The 21,206-nt window shown below is 42.6% G+C and carries 17 protein-coding genes; 14 read left to right on the top strand and 3 right to left on the bottom strand.

Annotated features, from left to right (window positions below):
* Nucleotide 1 precedes the first annotated feature (1 nt).
* The 14 genes from GD631_RS08620 to GD631_RS08555 are packed head-to-tail and all read left to right on the top strand — an operon-like array spanning nt 2 to nt 16,289.
* Nucleotides 2-1,240, top strand: coding sequence for a beta-ketoacyl-[acyl-carrier-protein] synthase family protein (locus GD631_RS08620; RefSeq protein ID WP_143259064.1), 1,239 nt, complete (start codon nt 2-4; stop codon nt 1,238-1,240).
* A gap of 12 nt (nt 1,241-1,252) precedes the next feature.
* Nucleotides 1,253-2,344: a beta-ketoacyl synthase chain length factor gene (locus GD631_RS08615; RefSeq protein WP_143259063.1), complete on the top strand. Its 1,092-nt coding sequence runs from the start codon at nt 1,253-1,255 to the stop codon at nt 2,342-2,344.
* Nucleotides 2,341-3,021: a polysaccharide deacetylase family protein gene (locus GD631_RS08610; RefSeq protein WP_143259062.1), complete on the top strand. Its 681-nt coding sequence runs from the start codon at nt 2,341-2,343 to the stop codon at nt 3,019-3,021. The genes GD631_RS08615 and GD631_RS08610 overlap by 4 nt, the downstream gene beginning before the upstream one ends.
* An 11-nt stretch (nt 3,022-3,032) precedes the next feature.
* Nucleotides 3,033-3,668 (top strand): flexirubin biosynthesis/transport protein LolA2, encoded by a 636-nt coding sequence (lolA2, locus tag GD631_RS08605; RefSeq protein WP_143259061.1) that lies wholly within the window; start codon nt 3,033-3,035, stop codon nt 3,666-3,668.
* Entirely contained in the window at nt 3,643-4,203 is a 561-nt protein-coding gene (lolB2, locus tag GD631_RS08600) for a flexirubin biosynthesis protein LolB2 (RefSeq protein WP_143259060.1), read from the top strand. Before lolA2 ends, lolB2 begins: the two co-directional genes overlap by 26 nt.
* A 3-nt stretch (nt 4,204-4,206) precedes the next feature.
* A complete protein-coding gene (locus GD631_RS08595) occupies nt 4,207-4,689 on the top strand; it encodes an ApeI family dehydratase (RefSeq protein ID WP_143259059.1) in 483 nt (160 codons plus the stop codon).
* Nucleotides 4,686-5,876 (top strand): DUF2062 domain-containing protein, encoded by a 1,191-nt coding sequence (locus GD631_RS08590; protein ID WP_143259058.1) that lies wholly within the window; start codon nt 4,686-4,688, stop codon nt 5,874-5,876. Before GD631_RS08595 ends, GD631_RS08590 begins: the two co-directional genes overlap by 4 nt.
* Complete coding sequence (locus tag GD631_RS08585; protein ID WP_143259057.1) at nt 5,873-9,739, top strand: 1-acyl-sn-glycerol-3-phosphate acyltransferase; 3,867 nt, start codon at nt 5,873-5,875, stop codon at nt 9,737-9,739. Before GD631_RS08590 ends, GD631_RS08585 begins: the two co-directional genes overlap by 4 nt.
* Nucleotides 9,732-11,222, top strand: coding sequence for a phytoene desaturase family protein (locus GD631_RS08580; protein WP_143259056.1), 1,491 nt, complete (start codon nt 9,732-9,734; stop codon nt 11,220-11,222). Before GD631_RS08585 ends, GD631_RS08580 begins: the two co-directional genes overlap by 8 nt.
* Nucleotides 11,215-12,951: a C45 family autoproteolytic acyltransferase/hydrolase gene (locus tag GD631_RS08575; protein WP_143259055.1), complete on the top strand. Its 1,737-nt coding sequence runs from the start codon at nt 11,215-11,217 to the stop codon at nt 12,949-12,951. Before GD631_RS08580 ends, GD631_RS08575 begins: the two co-directional genes overlap by 8 nt.
* On the top strand, nt 12,935-14,230 hold the full coding sequence (gene flxY / locus GD631_RS08570) for a flexirubin biosynthesis putative acyl-CoA ligase FlxY (RefSeq protein ID WP_008641933.1): 1,296 nt from the start codon (nt 12,935-12,937) through the stop codon (nt 14,228-14,230). Before GD631_RS08575 ends, flxY begins: the two co-directional genes overlap by 17 nt.
* A gap of 57 nt (nt 14,231-14,287) precedes the next feature.
* Nucleotides 14,288-14,857: a hypothetical protein gene (locus GD631_RS08565; RefSeq protein ID WP_143259054.1), complete on the top strand. Its 570-nt coding sequence runs from the start codon at nt 14,288-14,290 to the stop codon at nt 14,855-14,857.
* Nucleotides 14,858-14,876: 19 nt separating this feature from the next.
* Nucleotides 14,877-15,617, top strand: a complete 741-nt coding sequence (locus tag GD631_RS08560) for a hypothetical protein (protein WP_143259053.1) — start codon at nt 14,877-14,879, stop codon at nt 15,615-15,617.
* A 57-nt stretch (nt 15,618-15,674) separates the two neighbouring features.
* Nucleotides 15,675-16,289, top strand: coding sequence for a hypothetical protein (locus GD631_RS08555; protein ID WP_049701827.1), 615 nt, complete (start codon nt 15,675-15,677; stop codon nt 16,287-16,289).
* A gap of 256 nt (nt 16,290-16,545) precedes the next feature.
* On the opposite strand, the gene GD631_RS08550 is transcribed toward GD631_RS08555, so the two are convergent.
* From GD631_RS08550 to GD631_RS08540, 3 genes are read right to left on the bottom strand one after another with little or no spacing between them, the layout of a single operon-like run.
* The gene (locus tag GD631_RS08550; protein WP_143259052.1) at nt 16,546-17,400 is read right to left on the bottom strand and encodes a phosphodiester glycosidase family protein; all 855 of its coding nucleotides are present in this window, start codon (nt 17,398-17,400) and stop codon (nt 16,546-16,548) included.
* A gap of 41 nt (nt 17,401-17,441) precedes the next feature.
* The gene (locus tag GD631_RS08545) at nt 17,442-19,424 is read right to left on the bottom strand and encodes a phosphodiester glycosidase family protein (protein WP_223225880.1); all 1,983 of its coding nucleotides are present in this window, start codon (nt 19,422-19,424) and stop codon (nt 17,442-17,444) included.
* Nucleotides 19,425-19,453: 29 nt separating this feature from the next.
* Nucleotides 19,454-21,202 (bottom strand): RagB/SusD family nutrient uptake outer membrane protein, encoded by a 1,749-nt coding sequence (locus GD631_RS08540; RefSeq protein WP_143259050.1) that lies wholly within the window; start codon nt 21,200-21,202, stop codon nt 19,454-19,456.
* Nucleotides 21,203-21,206: the final 4 nt, after the last annotated feature.

Here is a 21,206-nt window from a genome sequence, read left to right as displayed (position 1 = left end):
TATGAAGATTTACGTCACCGGATTGGGAGTTGTTTCGGGCATCGGTATCGGAGTTTCCGAAAATATAGAGGCACTACAACAAGGAAAGCATGGCATCGGAAAAGTAACTCTTTTCCCGACTGCTCTCGATGTACCCGTATCTGAAGTGAAACGTAGCAATGAAGAACTTAAACAACTATTATCTTTACCTCCGCAGTGTACAATACCACGCACAGCATTGCTAGGCATGATAGCCGCCAAAGAAGCAATGAAAGATGCAGGACTCACACAACCGTTACGTATCGGTTTTATTTCCGCCACCTCTGTCGGCGGTATGGATTTAAGCGAGCGTTTCTATGAATCATTCAAGAAAAACCCGAAACAGGGACGATTGCGGGAAGTGATTTCACACGACTGCGGAGCCAGCACAGAATTAATAGCTTCGTATCTGGGTATCAATGATTTTATAACTACGATCAGTACAGCCTGTTCATCAGCAGCCAATGCTATTATGTTGGGAGCAAGAATGATTAAACACGGGCAACTGGATGCTGTTATCGTCGGAGGTACGGATGCACTTTGCCGGTTTACTCTCAATGGGTTCAATTCTCTCATGATTTTGGACAAAGCACATTGTCGTCCTTTTGACCGTTCGCGTACCGGATTAAATTTGGGAGAAGGCGCGGGTTATTTAGTGCTTCAATCAGAAAGTTCACTGCAAAGAGCTCCTTACTGTGAACTAAGCGGTTACGCTAATACAAATGAAGCTTATCATCAAACAGGAAGTTCTCCCGAAGGAGATGGCGCCTTTCTATCAATGAGCGAAGCCATCGTTTCCAGTGGCATTTCTCCTGAAGATATTGATTATATCAACGTACATGGGACAGGTACTCCCGGTAATGACGCATCGGAAGGTATGGCATTGCGAAGAATCTTCGGAGAACATGTTCCGCCATTTAGTTCGGTAAAAGCTTTTATCGGACACACCTTAGGAGCTTCTGAAGGAATCGAAGCTGTCTACTCCGTTCTTTCCATAGATAAAGGCATGATTTATCCGAATCTAAACTTCACGGAGGCTATACCAGAAACAGAGCTGATGTCAGAAATTGGAGTAAAATCAGAAACAGGATTGATACCGGAAACGTTTTTTCAGGAAGGATTGCCGATCCGCCATGTATTATCCAATTCTTTCGGCTTCGGAGGAAACGACTCGTCACTCCTCTTTTCCGCAACGAATTTTCCAAAACGAACGAACCTTTAAGTTTTTGAGCCTATGCAGTCTGTTTATATCCAACGCGTCGCTTCCATCCATCCACAAGGAAATCATTCACAAGGAAATAATCCGAAAGTAAATGATTCGTCCGAAACTTCAGCAAACCGTCCTTTTCTTCAGGCTTGTGAACCCGATTATAAAAATATTATTACCAATGCAACTTTGCGCAGGCGCATGAGCCGTATTGTAAAAATGGGAGTAGCTTGCGGATTGGAATGTATGGGCGAATTATCTCCCGAAAAGATAGAAGGAATTATCACAGCCACAGGACTGGGCTGCCTGGTTGATACGGAAAAGTTCCTGAACAACTTGTTAGATAATGAAGAACGGATGCTGAATCCTACTCCTTTTATTCAATCGACATTCAATACGATTGGTGCACAAATAGCTCTGATTCATCAAATACATGCTTACAACATGACTTATGTTCACCGCGGACTAAGTTTTGAAAGTGCTTTGTTGGATGCCATGATGAAAATAGGAGAAGGAAGCGAGAACATACTGGTGGGCGCCATCGACGAAATGACAGAAACCAGTTACATCATTCAGCAACGTTTGGGACTGCTGAAAGGAATAGAAGCCGGAGAAGGCGCTCAATTTTTCCTGTTAAGCCGGGAAGCCGGAGAGCATCCGTTAGCAGAAATACGAGGACTTGAAACTTTCACGGGGCAACATACGACAGAAGAAATCAGTTCCCGAATTATTCGTTTTCTACAACGAAACGGATTAAACTGTCAGGATATTCAATGGTTAGTCACCGGAAAGAATAAAAAACAATCCCTTCAAGATGATTCTCACGAACAAACTACTGGTTATGAGAAGAGTATCATAGATGAAAAAGATATGATAACTAAGAAGAATATAATGAATGAAAACAACTCTATCTATGAAAAGCTTGAAACATACCTTTTCCCGGAAAGTATTCATCTTAGTTTTAAAGACGAATGTGGAGAATATCCTACCGCCTCATCGTATGCCGTATGGAAAGTAGTAAAGGCATCAGCAAACTGCACTATCCCTACCAATATATTGATTTATAATCATCACCACTCCATCAATCACTCATTGATTCTAATTCGGAAAAACGTATGATGATTGTTTGCCTCCTTTTATGTTTGCTCTTGATACTGTCTTTTCTCGTTTATGCTTCCTATAGCATCCAGTCGGGAATTTATCTCCGGTCGTTTTGCAAAAAACACACAACGGAGAAGGTTGTTGCCCTGACTTTCGATGACGGTCCCGATCCCATTCAAACGCCCAAAGTATTAGAGGTACTAAAAGAATATCAGGCAACTGCTTGTTTTTTTTGTATCGGACACAAGATAAAAGGGAATGAAGCTTTGTTGAAAAGTATGATAGTAGAAGGGCATCTAATTGAAAATCATTCATATAGCCATTCCGGTTTATTCCCGTTATATGGACTCTCCAAGATGAAAAAAGACCTGCAAACTTGTCAGTGTGAACTAGAACGAGTAACTTCGCAACCGATTACTTTGTTTCGTCCGCCATTCGGTGTCACTAATCCTACGGTTGCGAAAGCTGTCCAACAGTTAGGATATACTTCGATAGGCTGGAGCATCCGTACATTGGATACACAACAGTCAGCTCCGGACAAAATACTTGCCAGGACGCGGAAACGTCTTGAACCGGGAGCCATCATTCTGTTGCACGACCGGATGCCCGACAGCGACCAGTTAGTGAAACAAATACTGGATTTGCTGAAAGAACAGGGATATACCGTTGTCCGTTTGGACAAACTATTGGCATAAAATAAAAACGTATGAAAACTTTTATAATCTATTTATCGCTTTTCTTCTTGTCTATCGCCGCCGTCCATGCACAAAGCATGAAAAAGATGGTGCAAAAGACCGAGTTTGAAAATCGCCTGGCAAAGGAGGCACAAACCGTAGAGTCCATCGAAAGCGATTTTACCCAAATCAAATATCTCGATGTATTCGACGAAAAAGTTACTTCCAAAGGAAAGTTCTACTACCAAAAGAGCAATAAAATCTGTATGGAATACTTCCACCCGATGGATTATCTCATCGTGATAAACGGGAGTAAGCTCAAAATCGTATCGGATGGCAAGAAAAGTATTATGAACCTGAGTTCGAACAAAATGATGGCACAGATGCAGGATATGCTGACTGCGTGTATGATAGGTGACCTGTCTAAGATGTCATCCAACTACCAGCTGGAATATTTTGAAGACGCACGATACTATTTAGTGAAAATAAAGCCGACCAACAAAGCAGTACAAGCCTATATTGCCGGTATCGAAATTTATTTGGATAAGAAAGATATGTCAGTACACAAACTCCGCCTGTCCGAAACAGCTACAAACTACACAGAATACGAATTCTATAATAAAAAGTTCAACTCTCTGAAGAATGGGACGAAGTTTGCGATTCGTTAGCCTGACGGTTCTGCTATTCTTAGGAATACAGGTTCAAACGTCCTGCTCTCCACGAATAAGTGGGGAAGGCAGTACTGTGCCTCCTGCTATCGAACTGACGCAAGGAGAAGGATCACAAAAATACAATATCCAACTAGATTTCATGAAACATCACATGAGTGGTATGTTGATAGTACGCCGTATGCCTGATAACGAAATCCGGATCGTAGCGTCTACCTACTTCGGGTTAAGCCTTTTCGATTTTTCTCTTCGCAACGATCAATTTAATGTCAACAGCTGCATTGAACCCATGAAAAAAGAAAAGGTATTGAAACTGTTAGAGATGGATTTCAGGCGTTTGTTCTTAAATGGAAAAGACGTCCGTGTGAAAGCCACCAAAGACAATGCTACCCAAAAAAGAATTAGTGGAAAAGGCTTTGGAAAATCAGTGGTCTACATTACCGGCGACACTCCGGGTGATCCGGCACAAATAAAAATCAAACATCCGTGGATACGGTTAACGATCCGTCTGGATAAACTATCTAAAGAAATTTAATATATGCTACTTGATAACTTCTATACTATCCTTTCCTCCGAGTCATCGGATTCAACTACCTGGACTATTCAGATAGAGTTGAATCCTGACCACACTGTTTATCAGGGACATTTTCCTGAACATCCGGTAGTTCCCGGAGTTTGTCTATTGCAACTTATCAAGGAATGTGCAGAAAATATTCGTCAGCAAAAGTTGCAAATAACACAAGTATCTTCCTGCAAATTTCTTTCGGCTATCAATCCTATAGAAACGCCTCGGATAGCAATCGTACTGATTCTCAAAGAAACAGAAGAAGGCAAACTCCAGTTACAGGCGGAAGGTACTATAAAGGGAAATACTGTAAATAAAAGCATTGTGAAAGAGGATATTGCAAAAGAAGAAATTGTAAAGGAGGTCACAGAAAAAGGAAGCATTATAAAGGAGGAAAGCACGGTAAAAGATGAATGTTTCATTAAACTAAAAGCTGCACTTACCCCAAAAGCATGAAGGAGCAAATAAGTACAGCCTATTGGCACGAAAAGTTGAAACAATTAGGGATCATCGTCATCATCCCGAGTTACAACAATGGCAAGACACTGGCAAAAGTCATAGCAAGTATACGTTTTTATGCACCGGAAATCCTTGTTGTCAATGACGGTTCAACGGATGAAACACCTGAAATACTGAATCAGGAAGCTAATCTTCACATCATCACCCACCCTGTCAATCAAGGAAAAGGGGTAGCTTTGAAACATGGATTATCTTTCGCAAAGAAGCAAGGATTCCGATATGCCATCACCATTGATTCCGACGGACAGCATTTCGCTTCGGACATTCCCGTATTGATTGAAGCCATAGAAAAGGAACCGGACACGTTACTGGTAGGCTCCCGTAATCTGGCCTCGGACAATATGCCGGGAAAGAACACCTTTGCCAATAAGTTTTCCAACTTTTGGTTCACCCTCGAAACCGGTATCAAACTGCAAGATACGCAATCCGGTTACCGCCTCTACCCTATCCAACGAATGAATGTGGACAAGTGGTATTACACTGCCAAATATGAGTTCGAACTGGAAGCACTTGTTTTTGCAGCATGGGGAGGCAATCCCGTAAAAAATATTCCGGTACACGTTTATTATCCGCCACAGGAAGAACGGGTTTCTCATTTCCGCCCGTTCCGTGATTTCACCCGTATCAGTATTCTGAATACGGTACTGGTACTCGTCACTTTCCTTTGGATTGTACCACGGAACTTCTTTCGTAAACTGACCTGGAAGAATTGCAAGCAGTTTTTCTCTAATCACATCACCCACTCCCCCGAATCTAACCTGCGGATTACGGCAGCCATCATGCTCGGCGTATTTATGGGCATCGTTCCGGCATGGGGATATCAAATGCTGATTACGTTGTTTTTGGCGCATTTGTTCCGATTAAACAAAGTCATAGCTATTGTAGCAGCCAACATCAGCATCCCTCCGATGATACCATTTTTACTGTACGGAAGTTATGTAACCGGCTGTAAAGTACTGGGAGAACCCGTAAACCTACACTTAAACGAACTTTCTTTTGAAAATGTAAAATCAGTCATAGAGCAATATTTAATAGGAAGTGTTATCTTTGCAGTCGTATGCAGCATACTGGCAGGAACCATCGCGTTCATTCTGCTCACGGCGTGTAGGAAAAAAAAGATATGACCCAATTTTTTATCGGACTATATGATTATTTTGAGAGGCACAAGATTCTGTTCTATTTGTCACTCATCAGTTGTGTCCTGTTGATGGGGTTCTTTGCCCTGCAAGTAAGGTTCGAAGAGAACATCACACAATTCTTCCCCGACACCAAAGATTCCCAAAACACAATCAAGGTATTCGACAATCTCAAAATCAAGGATAAGATTATCATTATGCTATCCTCGGCAGATACATGTCACCGGGTAGAACCTGATTCCCTGATAGAAGCTGCCGGACAACTGCAACAAACCCTGACTGAAAAAGCCGGAGGAACCCTGATTAAGGGAATTTTCGCACAGGTAGACCAAAGCCTCATCGGAGGAGCCACAGACTTTGTCTACGAGCATCTCCCGCTTTTCCTGACAGATACGGATTATCAACGATTCGATTCCCTATTGACAGAGAAAGGTATACAAGCTATCATGCAGAAGAACTATACCAATCTCCTCTCTCCTACCGGAATCGCATTAAGAAGTTATATTCTCCGGGACCCGCTCGGACTGGGAAGTGAAGCCCTGAAACATTTGCAGGATTTCCAGTTGGAAGCCAACTACGAGATTTATGACGAACACATCTTTTCCAAAGACGGTTCCACCTTGCTTATGTTCATTACCCCGGTATTCAGCACAGGCAGTACCGGAAAGAATGACGAACTGATAAAAATACTCGAAGAAGAACTCCAACACGTACAGGGAGAATCTCCTACCATTCGAGTCGAATATTTCGGCGGTCCCTCCGTAGGAGTCTACAACGCCCGTCAGATCAAGAAAGATACGATTTTGACTTCCTCACTGGCACTGCTTATCATCATTGTGTTTATCTCACTCGTGTTTAAACGGAAGCGATCGATACCATTAATTATTACTCCGGTACTCTTCGGAGGATTATTCGCCCTGTTTCTGATTTTCTTTATCAAAGGAAGTATATCGGCCATTGCCGTGGGAGCCGGTTCGGCAGTGATGGGTATTGCACTAAGCTATTCCATCCACATGTTGGCACATCAGAACCATGTTTCCACCGTGCAACAACTGATTAAAGAGATAGCCTATCCGCTTACAGTAGGTAGTTTCACCACCATCGGTGCATTCATGGGATTGATATTCACCAGTTCCGATCTGTTACGCGATTTCGGGTTGTTCGCTTCCCTGGCATTGGTGGGTACTACTCTTTTTTGCCTCATTTACCTGCCTCATTTTCTGAAAGGACAGGCAGACGTCAAACAAGGACGCGTATTACGCATCATCGAGAAAATAAACGCATATTCTTATGAAAAGAATAAATGGTTGGTAGGTGGTATTCTCCTCATTACAATTATCAGTTTGTTTACCTCACAAAAGGTCGGCTTCAACAACGACATGATGAACCTCAATTATGAGCCTCAACATCTCAAACAATCAGAAGAGAAATTAATGCAGCTCTTCGACAGCGACGAAAAGACAGTGCTTTTTGTCAGCGTAGGCAAAGACATGAATCAGGCCACCGAAACTTATGCAATGACCAATCAGAAGTTATTGGCACTGAAAGATCAGGGACTGATTAAAGACTATGCTTCCGCCTCACAATTTCTGATCTCGCCACAAGAGCAACAGCTACGCCTGAAAAGATGGAAAGACTACTGGACAGATGAAAAACAACAGCAAATCCGTGAACAGCTGGAAACAGCTGCCGCTGAATATCGTTTCCGTCCGGGAAGCTTCGAGCCCTTTTATCAATGGTTGAACCAACCTTTCGGTGAATATCACTACACCGCTCAAGAAGACGATTTATCCGGCAAGCTACTGAACGAATGGCAAACTTCTGCCGATTCCATCACCATGCTTATCAGCCAGATACGGATCAGCGACCAGAATAAGGAAACCGTGTATCAGAACTTCAGCAAAGCCCAGGATGTAGTCATCTTCGACCGTTCCTACTTTGCCAATAAATGGGTATCTGCCATCAATGACGACTTTTACCTGATTCTGTATATCTCTTCTTTCCTGATATTCTTCGCATTATGGTTCTCATACGGACGTATCGAACTTACCTTGATGAGTTTCCTCCCGATGCTGGTCAGCTGGGTAATCATCCTGGGATTGATGGGAATTTTGGGAATTGAGTTCAACATCATCAACATCATCCTGTCCACCTTTATCTTTGGCATTGGAGACGATTTCAGTATCTTCATTATGGACGGGCTACAAAACAAATACCGTACAGGCCAAAAGGTACTGAATTCTCACAAAACAGCCATCTTCTTCTCTGCTTTCACCACAGTTGTCGGCATGGGAGCACTTGTTTTTGCCAAGCATCCGGCTTTGCAATCCATTTCATTGATTTCCATTCTCGGCATGATAGCAGTGGTGTTGGTAGCTTATACCATTCAGCCACTCATTTTCCGGTTCTTCATTGCAGGACCCGCTTCCAAAGGATTGCCGCCTTATACGCTTATCGGGCTGATACGAACCGTGTTGCTCTTCCTGCTTTTCTTTATCGGTTGTATCTTCCTCCGTGTACTGATCGCTGTCCTTTATCTGGTGCCTGTGCGGAAAAGCAGCAAGCAACGTTTGGTATGCCGACTGATACAAATCACTTGTAAAGGGATTCTGTTGTTGGCCACTGCCGTCAAAAAAGAACATATCAACAAAGCTAACGAACGTTTTCAGCATCCGGCAATTATTATCGCCAACCACCAGTCGTTCATCGATATTCTGGTATTGCTGTCTCTTTCGTCTAAAATCCTGATGGTAACCAACCATTGGGTATGGCATTCTCCTTTCTTCGGAGCAATCATCCGCTATGTCGATTTCTATTACATAGGCGAAGGCTACGAACAATATATGGAACGGATGCGGAAAAAAGTAAAAGAGGGCTACTCCATCGCTATCTTCCCCGAAGGTACACGCACTTACAACGGAAAGATGAAACGTTTCCACAAAGGAGCTTTCTACCTGGCAGAAACATTGCAACTGGATATTCTTCCGATCCTCCTCTACGGCAACAACAAAATCATTGCAAAGGCACAGCCTTTCAATATCCGCAAAGGAATCATCTACACGGAAATACTTCCCCGTATACCGGCAGACGACCTTTCTTTCGGAACCACCTACCAGGAACGCACCAAACGCATATCCGCCTATATGAAGGAAGGTTACGCCCGTATCTGCCGGGAAAAGAACACGACGGACAATCCTGCTTTCTACGAAGCTCTGATCCAAAACTATATATACAAAGGACCGGTCGTTGAATGGTATATCCGTATCAAGGTGAAGATGGAAAGAAACTATCGGCTGTTCAACCGATTGATTCCCGTCCAAGGGCAAATTACAGACATCGGCTGCGGCTACGGTCCGCTCTGTTATATGCTGTCTCTGCTTTCCGAAGACCGGGAAATTTTAGGAATTGATTACGATGAGGATAAAATAACCTTGGCACAACACGGATGGTTACGCAACGAACATCTCCAGTTCAGGCACGGCAACGCATTGGAATATCCGCTACCGGAAAGCGATGTTTTTATCCTGAACGATATGCTTCACTATATGAGCTATGAACATCAACGGACTTTGCTGTTGAAATGCGCTGACCGGCTGCGTTCGCAGGGAATGATTATCATACGCGACGGAAACTCGGCAAATACTTCCAAACACCGGCTGACCCGGTTCACGGAATTGCTATCCACCCGTATCTTCAATTTCAACCGGACTGCCGGAGAATTGCATTTCACCACAGAAAACCAACTGCGGAAAATAGCAGTCACCTGCGGAATGAATGTAGAAATCATTCCTAACGACAAATATACCTCGAACACTATTTATATATTCAGAAAACCGAACGAACATGAGTAAATACGATATCATCATTATCGGAAGCGGCCTTGGCGGACTGGAATGTGGAGCGATTCTTAGTAAAGAAGGATTCAATGTATGCGTCGTAGAGAAAAACACGCAATTCGGCGGATGCTTTCAAACCTACCGGCGAAAAGGACATTTATTCGATACAGGCATTCATTATGTAGGAAGCCTGGATGAAGGTCAAGTGATGAATCAGTATTTCCGCTATTTCGGCATCATGGACAAACTAAAGCTGAAACGTTTGGACGATGAGGCTTTCGATACAATCTACTATAAAGGAAAAACATACGATTATGCAATGGGGTATCCGCAATTCATCGAAACGATCTGCCGGTCCTTCCCGCATGAAAAAGAAAACCTGAAACGTTATGCCGAACAGCTTCAGACTGTTGGTAACTTGATTAGCGTAGACCATCTGAAACAGGGCACACTTGCCCTGGAAGGAATGAAATACTTCTGCACCTCCGCCGCAGGACTGATTGCGGATATTACTCCGGACCCCACTTTACAAAATGTACTGGCAGGCTCGGCCTTGCTCTACGGAGGCTTGAAAGATGTCTCCACCTTCTACGAACATGCCATGATTAACCATTCCTACATCGAAGGAGCTTATCGTTTTGTGGACGGCAGTATGCAAGTCAGCCTGGAATTGATTAACGTGATCCGGGCGAATGGAGGGACAGTACTTAACAACAGTGAAGCCACCCGTATCATCGTTGAAAACGAAAAAGTACAGGGAGTCATCATCAACGGCGAAGAGCGGTTGGAAAGCGACTATGTAATTTCCAACATGCACCCTCAACGAACCCTGGAGATACTGGATAAAAACCGTAGTATCAAGAACGCCTACATATCCCGCATCCGTTCGCTCGAAAACACATACGGCATCTTCACGCTTTATCTGGTAATGAAAAAGAAGAGCACTCCGTACCAAAACCGTAACCTCTATCTGCATGGAGATCACAAAGTGTGGTATGACAAGCAGATCTATCCAGGACGGACCACCAACTGCATGATTTCAATGCAAGCCTCTTCCGAAGACAGTCAATACGCCAGTGTTATTTCAATCCTGACACCGATGTATATGGACGAACTGTCTGCATGGAAAGACACCACTCCCGAACACCGGGGAGAAAGCTACCGGTCCTTCAAAAAGGAAAAGACGGAACAGCTGCTTCGCTTTATCCGGAGCCATGGCATTGATTTCTCCGACAACATAGAAGAGATTCATACCACCACTCCGTTGAGCTATCGCGACTATACCGGAACGGTGGACGGTTCCGCATACGGAATTATCAAAGATTATAAATGTCCGCAAATCGGTTTTGTGTCTACACGAAGCCGGTTGGGTAATCTCTTTCTCACAGGTCAAAACCTGAACGTGCATGGCGCACTGGGGGTAACGCTGACTTCCATGCTCACTTGTGCGGAATTTGTGGGACAAGAATACCTGGCTAAAAAAGTAGGAAATGCATAAAACAATCAAAAAGATATTCAAATACACGAGCTACGTTCTTCTGTCGTTCCTCGTGATATTGATAGCCGGAGTCTGTTATCTCTACTTTTCAGCAGATATGCTGACACCGAAACATGAACCTGGTATCATCATGACAAAAGTGTCTCATGCAGATACTACTACCATGATTCCGGCAGAAGTACTCTACAACGATACTCTCGACCTCCGATATTATGACGGCAACTTCCTGCGCCACAGCGAAAGCGGATTGTGGGAGTTGTTTGTGAAAGGGGATGCCTTTCAAAGAGGAGAAGCCATCGGCAAACTTTCCTCTGATCTGCTTCATTATCAGGAGAAAGTATTTGTCGATCAGATTCGTGAGATTGTTCCTTCAGACAGTTATCTGAAGTTCCTCCGGTTCTTCATCGTTTTATTCAACCGTCATCTGGGTGAGAACGTCCTCGAAGAATACCGCGACGAGATCTACGGAATCTCGCTATCGTGTACCCATGAATACGACTTTATCGGCACTCCTTACGAACGTCAGCTGAATTACCATTCGGCACACGACCTGGGACATGCCATGCAAGATTATATGTTAGTGGGATGCAGTTCGTTTGCCACTTGGGGAACACAAAGCGCCGATTCGTCTCTACTGATCGGACGCAACTTCGATTTCTACGTGGGAGATGCCTTCGCAGAAAATAAGCAAGTGGCTTTTTATACACCGGATCAAGGTTATAAATTCGCTTCCGTAGGATGGCCCGGTATGATAGGCGTACTATCCGGCATGAACGAAACGGGGCTGACCGTCACGATCAATGCCGCCAAGTCTGCTGTTCCAACAGGTTCCGCCACTCCTATTTCCATTCTAACCAGAGAAATACTGCAATATGCGTCAACGATTGATGAGGCTTTTGCCATTGCTAAGAAACGGAAGACATTCGTTTCCGAATCCATCTTGATAGGTTCTGCCAAAGATGGCAAAGCCGCTATCATTGAGAAATCTCCGGAGAAGACAGTGCTCTTTAAAGGAAAAGAAGCCGACCGGCTCATCTGCACCAATCATTACCAATCGAAGGAATTCAGTAAGGATGAACGAAACATGGAAAATATCCGTACTTCGGACAGTCCATACCGTTTTGCACGATTGAAAGAACTCATCAATGAGAATCTGCCGATAGATGCTTCTAAAGCCGCCTCCATCCTGCGCAACCACAAGGGTTTGCAAGATGCGGACTTGGGACTGGCTAACGAAATGGCTATCAATCAATTCATTGCTCATCATTCCGTTATCTTCCAACCGGAAAAACGATTGATGTGGGTATCTACCTCTCCCTGGCAATGTGGAAAGTATGTAGCTTATGACCTGAATAAGATATTTAACGACACGATTAACTTGCAACACGAAATATACAGTTCTAACCTGACCATTCCGGCAGATGAATTCGCCGAAACACCGGAGTTCCAGCATCTTCTTACCTATAAGAAGTTAACTCCGCTCCTATTGAAGAAGATCAGAAAAAAGGAGAAAATAGAAGAGCATGTTTTAAAAACATACGAAGCCTCTAATCCTTCTCTATATTATGTATATGAAGTGATGGGAAATTATTACGAGGCTATGCAGCAACCGCAACAAGCCATCGTATACTGGCAAAAAGCATTAAAGAAACCGATTCCCAAGTTGCAAGAGAAAGAACGTATCCAACAGAAAATTCAAAAACAATCCAAAGATGGAAAAGAATCCTGAAATTCAGTTCCGCTCACCGGAAGAGATCAAATGCTATCAGGAAGAACGGTTAACCCAAACGTTGACCTACCTGCAAGCACACTCCAAGTTCTACCAACGAATGTTCGAAGAACACCACATTGACATCAATCAGATAAAGAAGATTGAAGACCTGCAACAAATACCTGTCACCACCAAGACAGACTTGCAACTTCATAACGACGACTTCATCTGTGTAGACAAGGAGCAAATCATTGACTATGTAACGACTTCCGGCACACTGGGAGATCCGGTGACTTTCGTTCTCACTTCCGAGGACCTGGACCGTTTATCTTACAACGAGTACCTGTCTTTCACCACCACCGGATGCAGTAAAAAGGATATTCTGCAACTCATGACTACCATCGACCGCCGCTTCATGGCAGGACTTGCCTATTATATGGGAGCACGCGAACTCGGCATGGGAGTGATCCGGGTAGGTAACGGCATCCCCGAACTGCAATGGGACACGATTCGCCGGATTCATCCGACTTGTGGAATGGTCGTCCCTTCTTTCCTTATCAAACTGATAGAGTTTGCCGAGAAGAATCATATCGACCATAATGCGTGCTCGATGCAGAAATGTATCTGTATCGGTGAGGCTTTGCGCAATCAGGAGTTTCAGTTAAATACGCTCGGACAGAAGATACATGACAAATGGCCTGCCTTACAGCTATATTCCACCTATGCTTCCACCGAAATGCAGTCGTCTTTTACCGAATGTAGCGAATTCCACGGCGGGCATTTGCAACCGGAGCTTATCATCGTAGAGTTTTTGGATGACAATAATCGTCCTGTCGCAGAGGGAGAAGCTGGCGAAGTGACGATCACGACGCTCGGAGTAGAAGGTATGCCGCTGCTCCGCTTCAAGACTGGTGATATTTGTTACCATCATACCGAGCCTTGTGCCTGCGGAAGAAATACGATTCGCCTTAGTTCCATTCTCGGACGAAAAGGGCAAATGATTAAATATAAAGGGACTACTTTGTATCCACCTGCATTGTTCGACATTCTGGACAATATCCCTTCGGTAAAGAATTACATCATTGAAGTCTACACCAACGAATTGGGGACGGATGAAATTCTGATCCGTATCGGAAGTGAAAACCGCAGCGAAGGTTTTGCCAAGGAGATAAAAGACCTGTTTCGTTCGAAAGTCAGAGTGGCTCCAAGCATTAATTTTGAGTCGGCAGAATACATCGCAAAAATTCAAATGCCTCCAATGAGTCGAAAAACGATAAAATTCATTGATTTACGATAATTTTTCCCTACTTTTGGAAGTTAGTAAACCAACTATATCACTTTAACATTAACGTATATGAAAAAACTTATTCTATTCTTATTCTTAAGTACGAGCCTGTTCTGTTTTGGACAAGGCAAGAGTGCATTGAAAGACATTCAGTCTATCAAGTTCTATGGAGTGGACTACTCCCAAGCTAAAGTTTTCGGTGCAGATGAATCACCGATACAATTCAAAGATGCTTTCAGACGTATCAATGAGCTGTTCATCACAGAAGCAAAAAAGTATAACGTAGGAAAACAGTTGAAAAAAGAAGTAACGGAAATCTCACTGGATGCAGTCAATCAAGTGAACGAAAACATCAACGTGGCGGAACTGATGACTACCAAAAGAGAATATAGCCTTAGTAAAGAACAAATCAAAGCGGCTATCAAAGCATTACCTATTCAGAAAACGCCGGGCATAGGTATGGTATTTATCGCACAGTTCCTGGATAAATCAAACGCCAGAGGTACGTATGAAGTCGTATTCTTCAATACTGAAACAAAGGAGATCATTGAAGAATGGATAACAGATGGAAAAGCACGTGGTTTCGGATTGCGCAACTACTGGGCAGGCTCTATTTATAGCGCACTCAAGAAATTATAAACCAATAATATATATAAACATGAGAAAACTACTATTATTGCTGACTTTACTGTTAAGTATCAGTACTTATGTCGCAGCACAAAATTACACAGAAGTAGTGTATTTAAAGAATGGCAGCATTATCAAAGGGGTTATCATTGAGCAAGTACCCAATGTTTCCTTAAAAATTAAAACAAGTGATGGCAGCCTCCTCATCTGTCAGATGAGTGATGTGGAGAAAATCACTAAAGAAGAACGGTATACAAGAGATTACCGCAAAGAGGCCAACAACCGCAAAGCCGCAAGAAATACATTAAAAGGCTATAAAGGTTTCGTGGACTTTGCATACATCGGTGATGTCAGCGACTACAATGCCTCCAAAATTGAATTATCAACCTCACACGGTTATCAATTCAATAATTATTTCTTCGTTGGTGGTGGTGTTGCTCTCAACTACTATACGGATGCTGATCTTGTTGCAGCGCCAATCTATGCTAACTTCAGGGCTAACTTCATCAACAAAAGAGTGACGCCTTTTGCCGATGTAAAAACCGGATATGCTGTAGGAGACATAGAAGGAGCGTATGCTTCGATAGGAGTAGGAGTACGTTTTTCTTTAAAAGGGAAAAAGGCCTTGAATTTAGCTTTGATGTACAATTTCCAAGATTATGACACCACAACTGATTATAGTTACAGTTATGGAGGTCATTATTATCATGACAGCTGGGATGATACATGGGAGTTACACGGAGTAGGAGTCAGATTCGGTTTTGAATTCTAAATCTACTGTTTGTCTGTACCTTTTAACAACAAACAAACAATAAATCAAATTCGAACCATGAAAAAGACTATCACAACACTTCTACTATTGAGCTGCATTACTGCATTTTCATTTGCGCAAAGCATTGTTATGACTTCAGGAACTATCGACTTCATCAAGGACCAACAAGTGATACAATTCACTTTCTCTTATGACGAAATGCTGGTAGGAAAACTGACAGAAAGCGAATATGTAGATAAAAAAAGCTCCGAATATAATGCAAAAGAAGAGGGCAAAGGAGATCAATGGAAAGCTGCCTGGTATGGCGACCGTAAAGAACGATTTGAGCCAAAGTTCTTGGAACTTTTCGATAAATATATGAGCGAAGTTGGTATCACAGCAGGTACGGAAGGTGCTCAATATCGAATCGAAATCAATACAGACTTCACCGAGCCGGGTTGGAATGTGGGTGTCATGCGTCAGAATGCATCTGTCGACCTAAGCTGCAAAGTGAAGAAGATTGAAACAGGTGAGCAAGTAGCCTCTATCAGAATCCGTAATGCTTCTGCCAACAACTTTTGGGGTACTGATTTCACTTCCGGGTATCGCGTTCAGGAAACGTATGCCAAAGCAGGAAGAGAATTAGCCAAGTTCTTTATCAAAAAGGCGAAGTTACGCAAGATAAAAGACTAACTGGCTTGAACCACATTTGCCTACTATAAAGTTGAATAAACATAGAAGTATCTGCCACCTGCAACAAAAAGCGCGTAATACGCTAGCTGACAAACAGTTGGAGCGTTACAGATACCTGCGGCAGATACTTCTATGTTTTTTCAACTTTATGGAGGAAAGAATATATCACGATTATGCTCATAACTGTAAAACAGTTGGATGAAGCACTCTCCCATCCGTTATTGAGCTAAATAAATACTCTCATTAAAGAGTAGTATTAATGTATACAAAGAATATTAGGCACCTTACGCTCCCCAGCATGGTCAAACCGCCCATTATCACAAGGATAATTAACAACTCCATCATCCGATGCACCGGACAGCCAAAGGGTAGTAGACCCGCCTCCATCCAAATTTAACGCATCCTCACCTCCTAAAATACGAATCAAATGTGCCAGTTCCGGAATATTCACTCCTTCGGCTTGCTCCGGGAAACGTCCGTCTACGGTTATCAACAATATTTTCCCCTCCTTAGTGGTGGCAACAGCACTACGAGGATGCTTGGTTCGGATAAAATTCGTGCCACATGAATTCCAATCGCAAATCTGTCCGTCTTTCAGCATCAGCGGACCGGAAGCAAGTACTATACCTGTTTCCCCTTCATATTCCTTTTCTATCTGTTTGCTCCAAGGGATTAACTTTATCTTCCCTTTGCGCACATTAATAGCTCCTGTAACACGCAGTTTAAACTCACTCTGCATCGTTGTATCAATAACCTGGCGATCCGTCTTCAGGAAGCAGACCGAGTTTCCCCGTTTCATGTCAAAATAGGAGCCATTAATGGCTGCAATGGCGTTATATTCAGAAGCAATCTTACTTGTTTCTTTCATTTTATCCGAAACGGCAACACCGACTTTCAAACCTGCAACAGGATCAATTTCTATCAGGCTGATAGATTGGGGACCTTGATATAATTGAGGGATAGAAGCATACTTATATACAATTCCTTTTTGAGGATTTTCTATCTTCCAACAAGCAGATACAATTGCCAATGAATCCGCTACTGTCTGCCCTTTTACCATTTCAATGGAGCACACAGCCAGGATAACGACGATTAACAAGTTTTTCTTCATAAACTAACGAATAAATGTGTTAAGTATAATATATATTAGTCTTAATGACCAGTAATGTCCGTATTATAATCTTCCCGATTATATTGCCATAACAGAATAGGATATCCTTTCGCATTTACCTTGTAATACCATGAGTTTCCCCATCCTGCATCAAGGTAGTTCTGCATATTCGATAAGAACTCCTTCGACTTAGTTTCCCCATCGTGGGGTTGCTTCACACCGACTAATTCACCGGAAAATTCGGTTTTAGGTACTCCGGCATTCAAAATCTTCATATCGTCTGTTGCCCAACAATCAACAACCGTCATATTAGCTGCTCCCATGAAGGCGGCAATACGCCCCAAATTTACACCATTTTTCTTATTTTCCACTAATTTATTCAAAGCAACGCATCTTTTAGGTGCAGTATCAAAATAAGCTCCGATACCTGCTGCTCCGGAATTCATTGAAATAACTTCACCTGCCGCATAGCAATTCTCCAATATACCACCAGCCCAGACAATACCTACTATCCCCCCGGCACGTGAATTTCCTGTTTCATTCTTCGCTGTAACCGTAGCAGTAGAATAACAATTCTTAATGGACGAATACACAGAGCCGCTCGGTTTACCGATATTACCGGAAATACCGCCAATTATATCAAATCCCGATACCTTTCCGCTCGTATAACAATTTTCTACACTTCCGGTAAATACGTCCGAAGTCGGGATTTTTATCCCTACATAACCGGCTAATATTCCGCCTCCATTTTGTGCCACAATATCTGCATCCACAATTCCCAAATTCTTGCAGACTCCACATAACACCCCGAACAAGCTGGCATAGTTACCTTGCGATTTCAAGCCTTTTATAACATGCCCGTTTCCGTCAAAATGGACGAGTCTGTCATAAGGCTCACTCACATTCAAAGCCTGCCAATCAATCCCTGACATATTCACATCGGCCTCCATTCTGAAATAAACCATTCCTTTAGAATAATTGACCTTATGCATATCCTGCATATGTCTCGCCGTTTTTATAATATAAGGATTATCCTCCGAACCGTCACCAGAGTCAAACAACTGCCCGTTGCTATGCTTCTTTACCAAGATGAAAGTCCTGACACTGCGTTGTCCGTAATGATCGAACTTTTTATTATCACACGGATAGTTGACTACATCTGTGGCTGAAAGATTACTGTCGCGTATATACATCGTTGTAGACCCTCCCCCGTCTACGTTCAAGGCATGCTGTGGTTTAAAATACTGGTTTATAAAGGAGGTAAGCTCTTTGGCAGTCATTCCTGCCGCCAAATCCGCACGACCGTCCACTGTTACCAACAAAAGTTTATTCTGTTCTGTCAAAGCCACAGCGGTACGGGGATGACGTACTCCCTGATGTCTTCGGTAATCCTCTCCATCCAGGGAATTCAGGTTGATTCCGGTTATATCTCCAATAAATGTTTCACCTACCGGTTGATAATTATCTATCAAGACTGGTGCTCCCGAGAATATGTTAGGCATTGAATTATAGGAATATGATTCCTTTGTTCCATATCCAATTTCAACCTTATAGCCGTCATAAGCTATGGCCCCTTCATGTTTCCAATATCTTAAATGACCTTCGGGAAGAGTGATCGGTGAAATTATTGAGCCATTGACTTTTACGAAAGAGGCTTCAAGTTCATACGTACCATTAATTCCGGCTACCGCATCATGTTTCAGAGCAACGCTTGACAAAGAATCGAGTTGAGGAGCCGAAACAAACTCCAATTCGTAATCAGGACTCGACAGGTCGATTTCAAGCACATTTATTTGTTGTTGGGCATTGAAAGCCCCTTTATTATAGGAGTACCATATAAAACTCTTTCCGTCAATAGAATCTATTTTCCAGCCATCTTTGTCCTTCAATGTCGGTTCTTCAACCGGGATAGGAGGAGGAGTATAATTCTGTCCCTTTCCTATCATATCGCTGAAATCTTCATTGTCCAGTTGGCTGGAGCAGCTGATAGCTATTATAAAAAGTGTAGAAACTAGTAATATCATTATTCTATATTCTTTCATGACCAATCAAATTAAAAGTTTAAATTATCATTCCATCCCGGATTCTGTGTCAGAGCTCCATTTGTCAAAATACGGTCCTGCCTTGGAATCGGGTATAAATAGTCCCGTTCTTCATTCCACTGGCGAGGAACATCTTTATAGCAAATCACATTCCCGGATTCTCCTTCTGTCAGTTCTACCGTAACTCCAATCTCCAGATATTCAAGCGCATTGACACCACCAGGCTTTGCTCCTTTATACAGACAGACATCAATAGTCCCGTCATGATTCAGGTCATAATTACCCGGACCGGGGAAATACATTCCCAAAAACTCATCATCCATACAACTCCCCGCTTTCCAACGCATTAAATCATAATAACGGAAGCCTTCCATTAACAATTCTATGACTCTTTCACGACGGATTTCCAGTATGACTCCTTTATTCGTTTCAGAGACATTAGGATAGACATTCAGCAGATAAGGATCGGGGTCCGTATTAGCGTCACTCATATTCAGGTTCGGCATTCCTACCCTATCCCTTATTAATTTAATCGTCCTGTCAATATCATTCTGTTCCAACGTTCCCCTTTCCGCTTTGGCTTCCACATAATTCAAAAAAACCTCCGCCGTCCTGAAAATAGGAAAATCATTTTCAGACGTGTCACCTACATCATATTTGGTGGCACCCGAATATTTAATTAAATGATACCCAGTCATTGCCGAAGAGAAATTAGGACCCGACTGTTTCGTTTCTCCCGGACGTATATATCCGGGAGTACGGATGGTCTGTGCCAAACGAGGATCTCTGTTCTGACATTCATCAAAGAATACCTTAGTGGCATATCCTTGCATGTCCGTAAAACGGGAACCGTTCTTATTCAAATACATATTTACAATCTTTTTCGATAATCCGGGTCTGCCTTTCGAAGCTGTATTTTCAAAACCTTGCACGTCGTGACGGATATTCAGTGTCCCATTATAGTCTCTAGCCAAAACAATTTCCTGCTGAATGGCATTCAAGGAAGAAAAAAGAGTCTGATAAGGAGTACTGCCTGTTTTATACAAGCTATATCCACTATTCTTCATAAAGTCATCGGAAGCAGTAATACACGCATCCAAATATTTTTCGCAGTCTGCTATCCCATGATACTTACGGAAAGTGCCTTCAAACAAACAAACTCTTGACTTCAGTGCCAATGCAGCCCATTTACTGACTCTGTAAAGTTCTTTATCTTTGGATAAAGTAGTAATAGCAAAATCCAAATCTTCAATGATTTTCTGCATCACAAACTCTCTGGAATCCCGGGGTTTATACAACAGTTCAGCATCAGACGAATCCAGTACTTTATCATACCAGGGGACATCTCCAAATCGCTGTACTTTCTTAAAGTAAAAATAAGCCCTGAAAAAACGGGTGATTGCATCGTACTTATTACGTACATCTTGATCTTCACAATTATGAGAATTCTCTAACAAGAAATTAAGACTTCTCAATGCCTCCCAATTCCATCCTCCACCCGTCGATGGAATGATCCGTTGCCCAGTTACCTCATCATCCAACGGAGAAACAATCAATACATCTGCATTATCTTTATAAATATCTGCTGCCGTAGGCAGTATATTATAGTAAAACTGATTACTATACAGTTGAAGTTCGTTTTCATTCTTGAAATAGGTGGTTGGAGACAAACTGTCTTCAGGATAAAGGTCCAGTTTATCACACGATATAAAAAGAATGGTAAACAACCACATAAATATGATACAAAACTTGGTTTTCATATAT

It is taken from the genome of Bacteroides luhongzhouii (assembly GCF_009193295.2).
Taxonomy (GTDB): Bacteria; Bacteroidota; Bacteroidia; order Bacteroidales; family Bacteroidaceae; genus Bacteroides; species Bacteroides luhongzhouii.
This window is presented reverse-complemented; position numbering and strand designations above follow the sequence as displayed.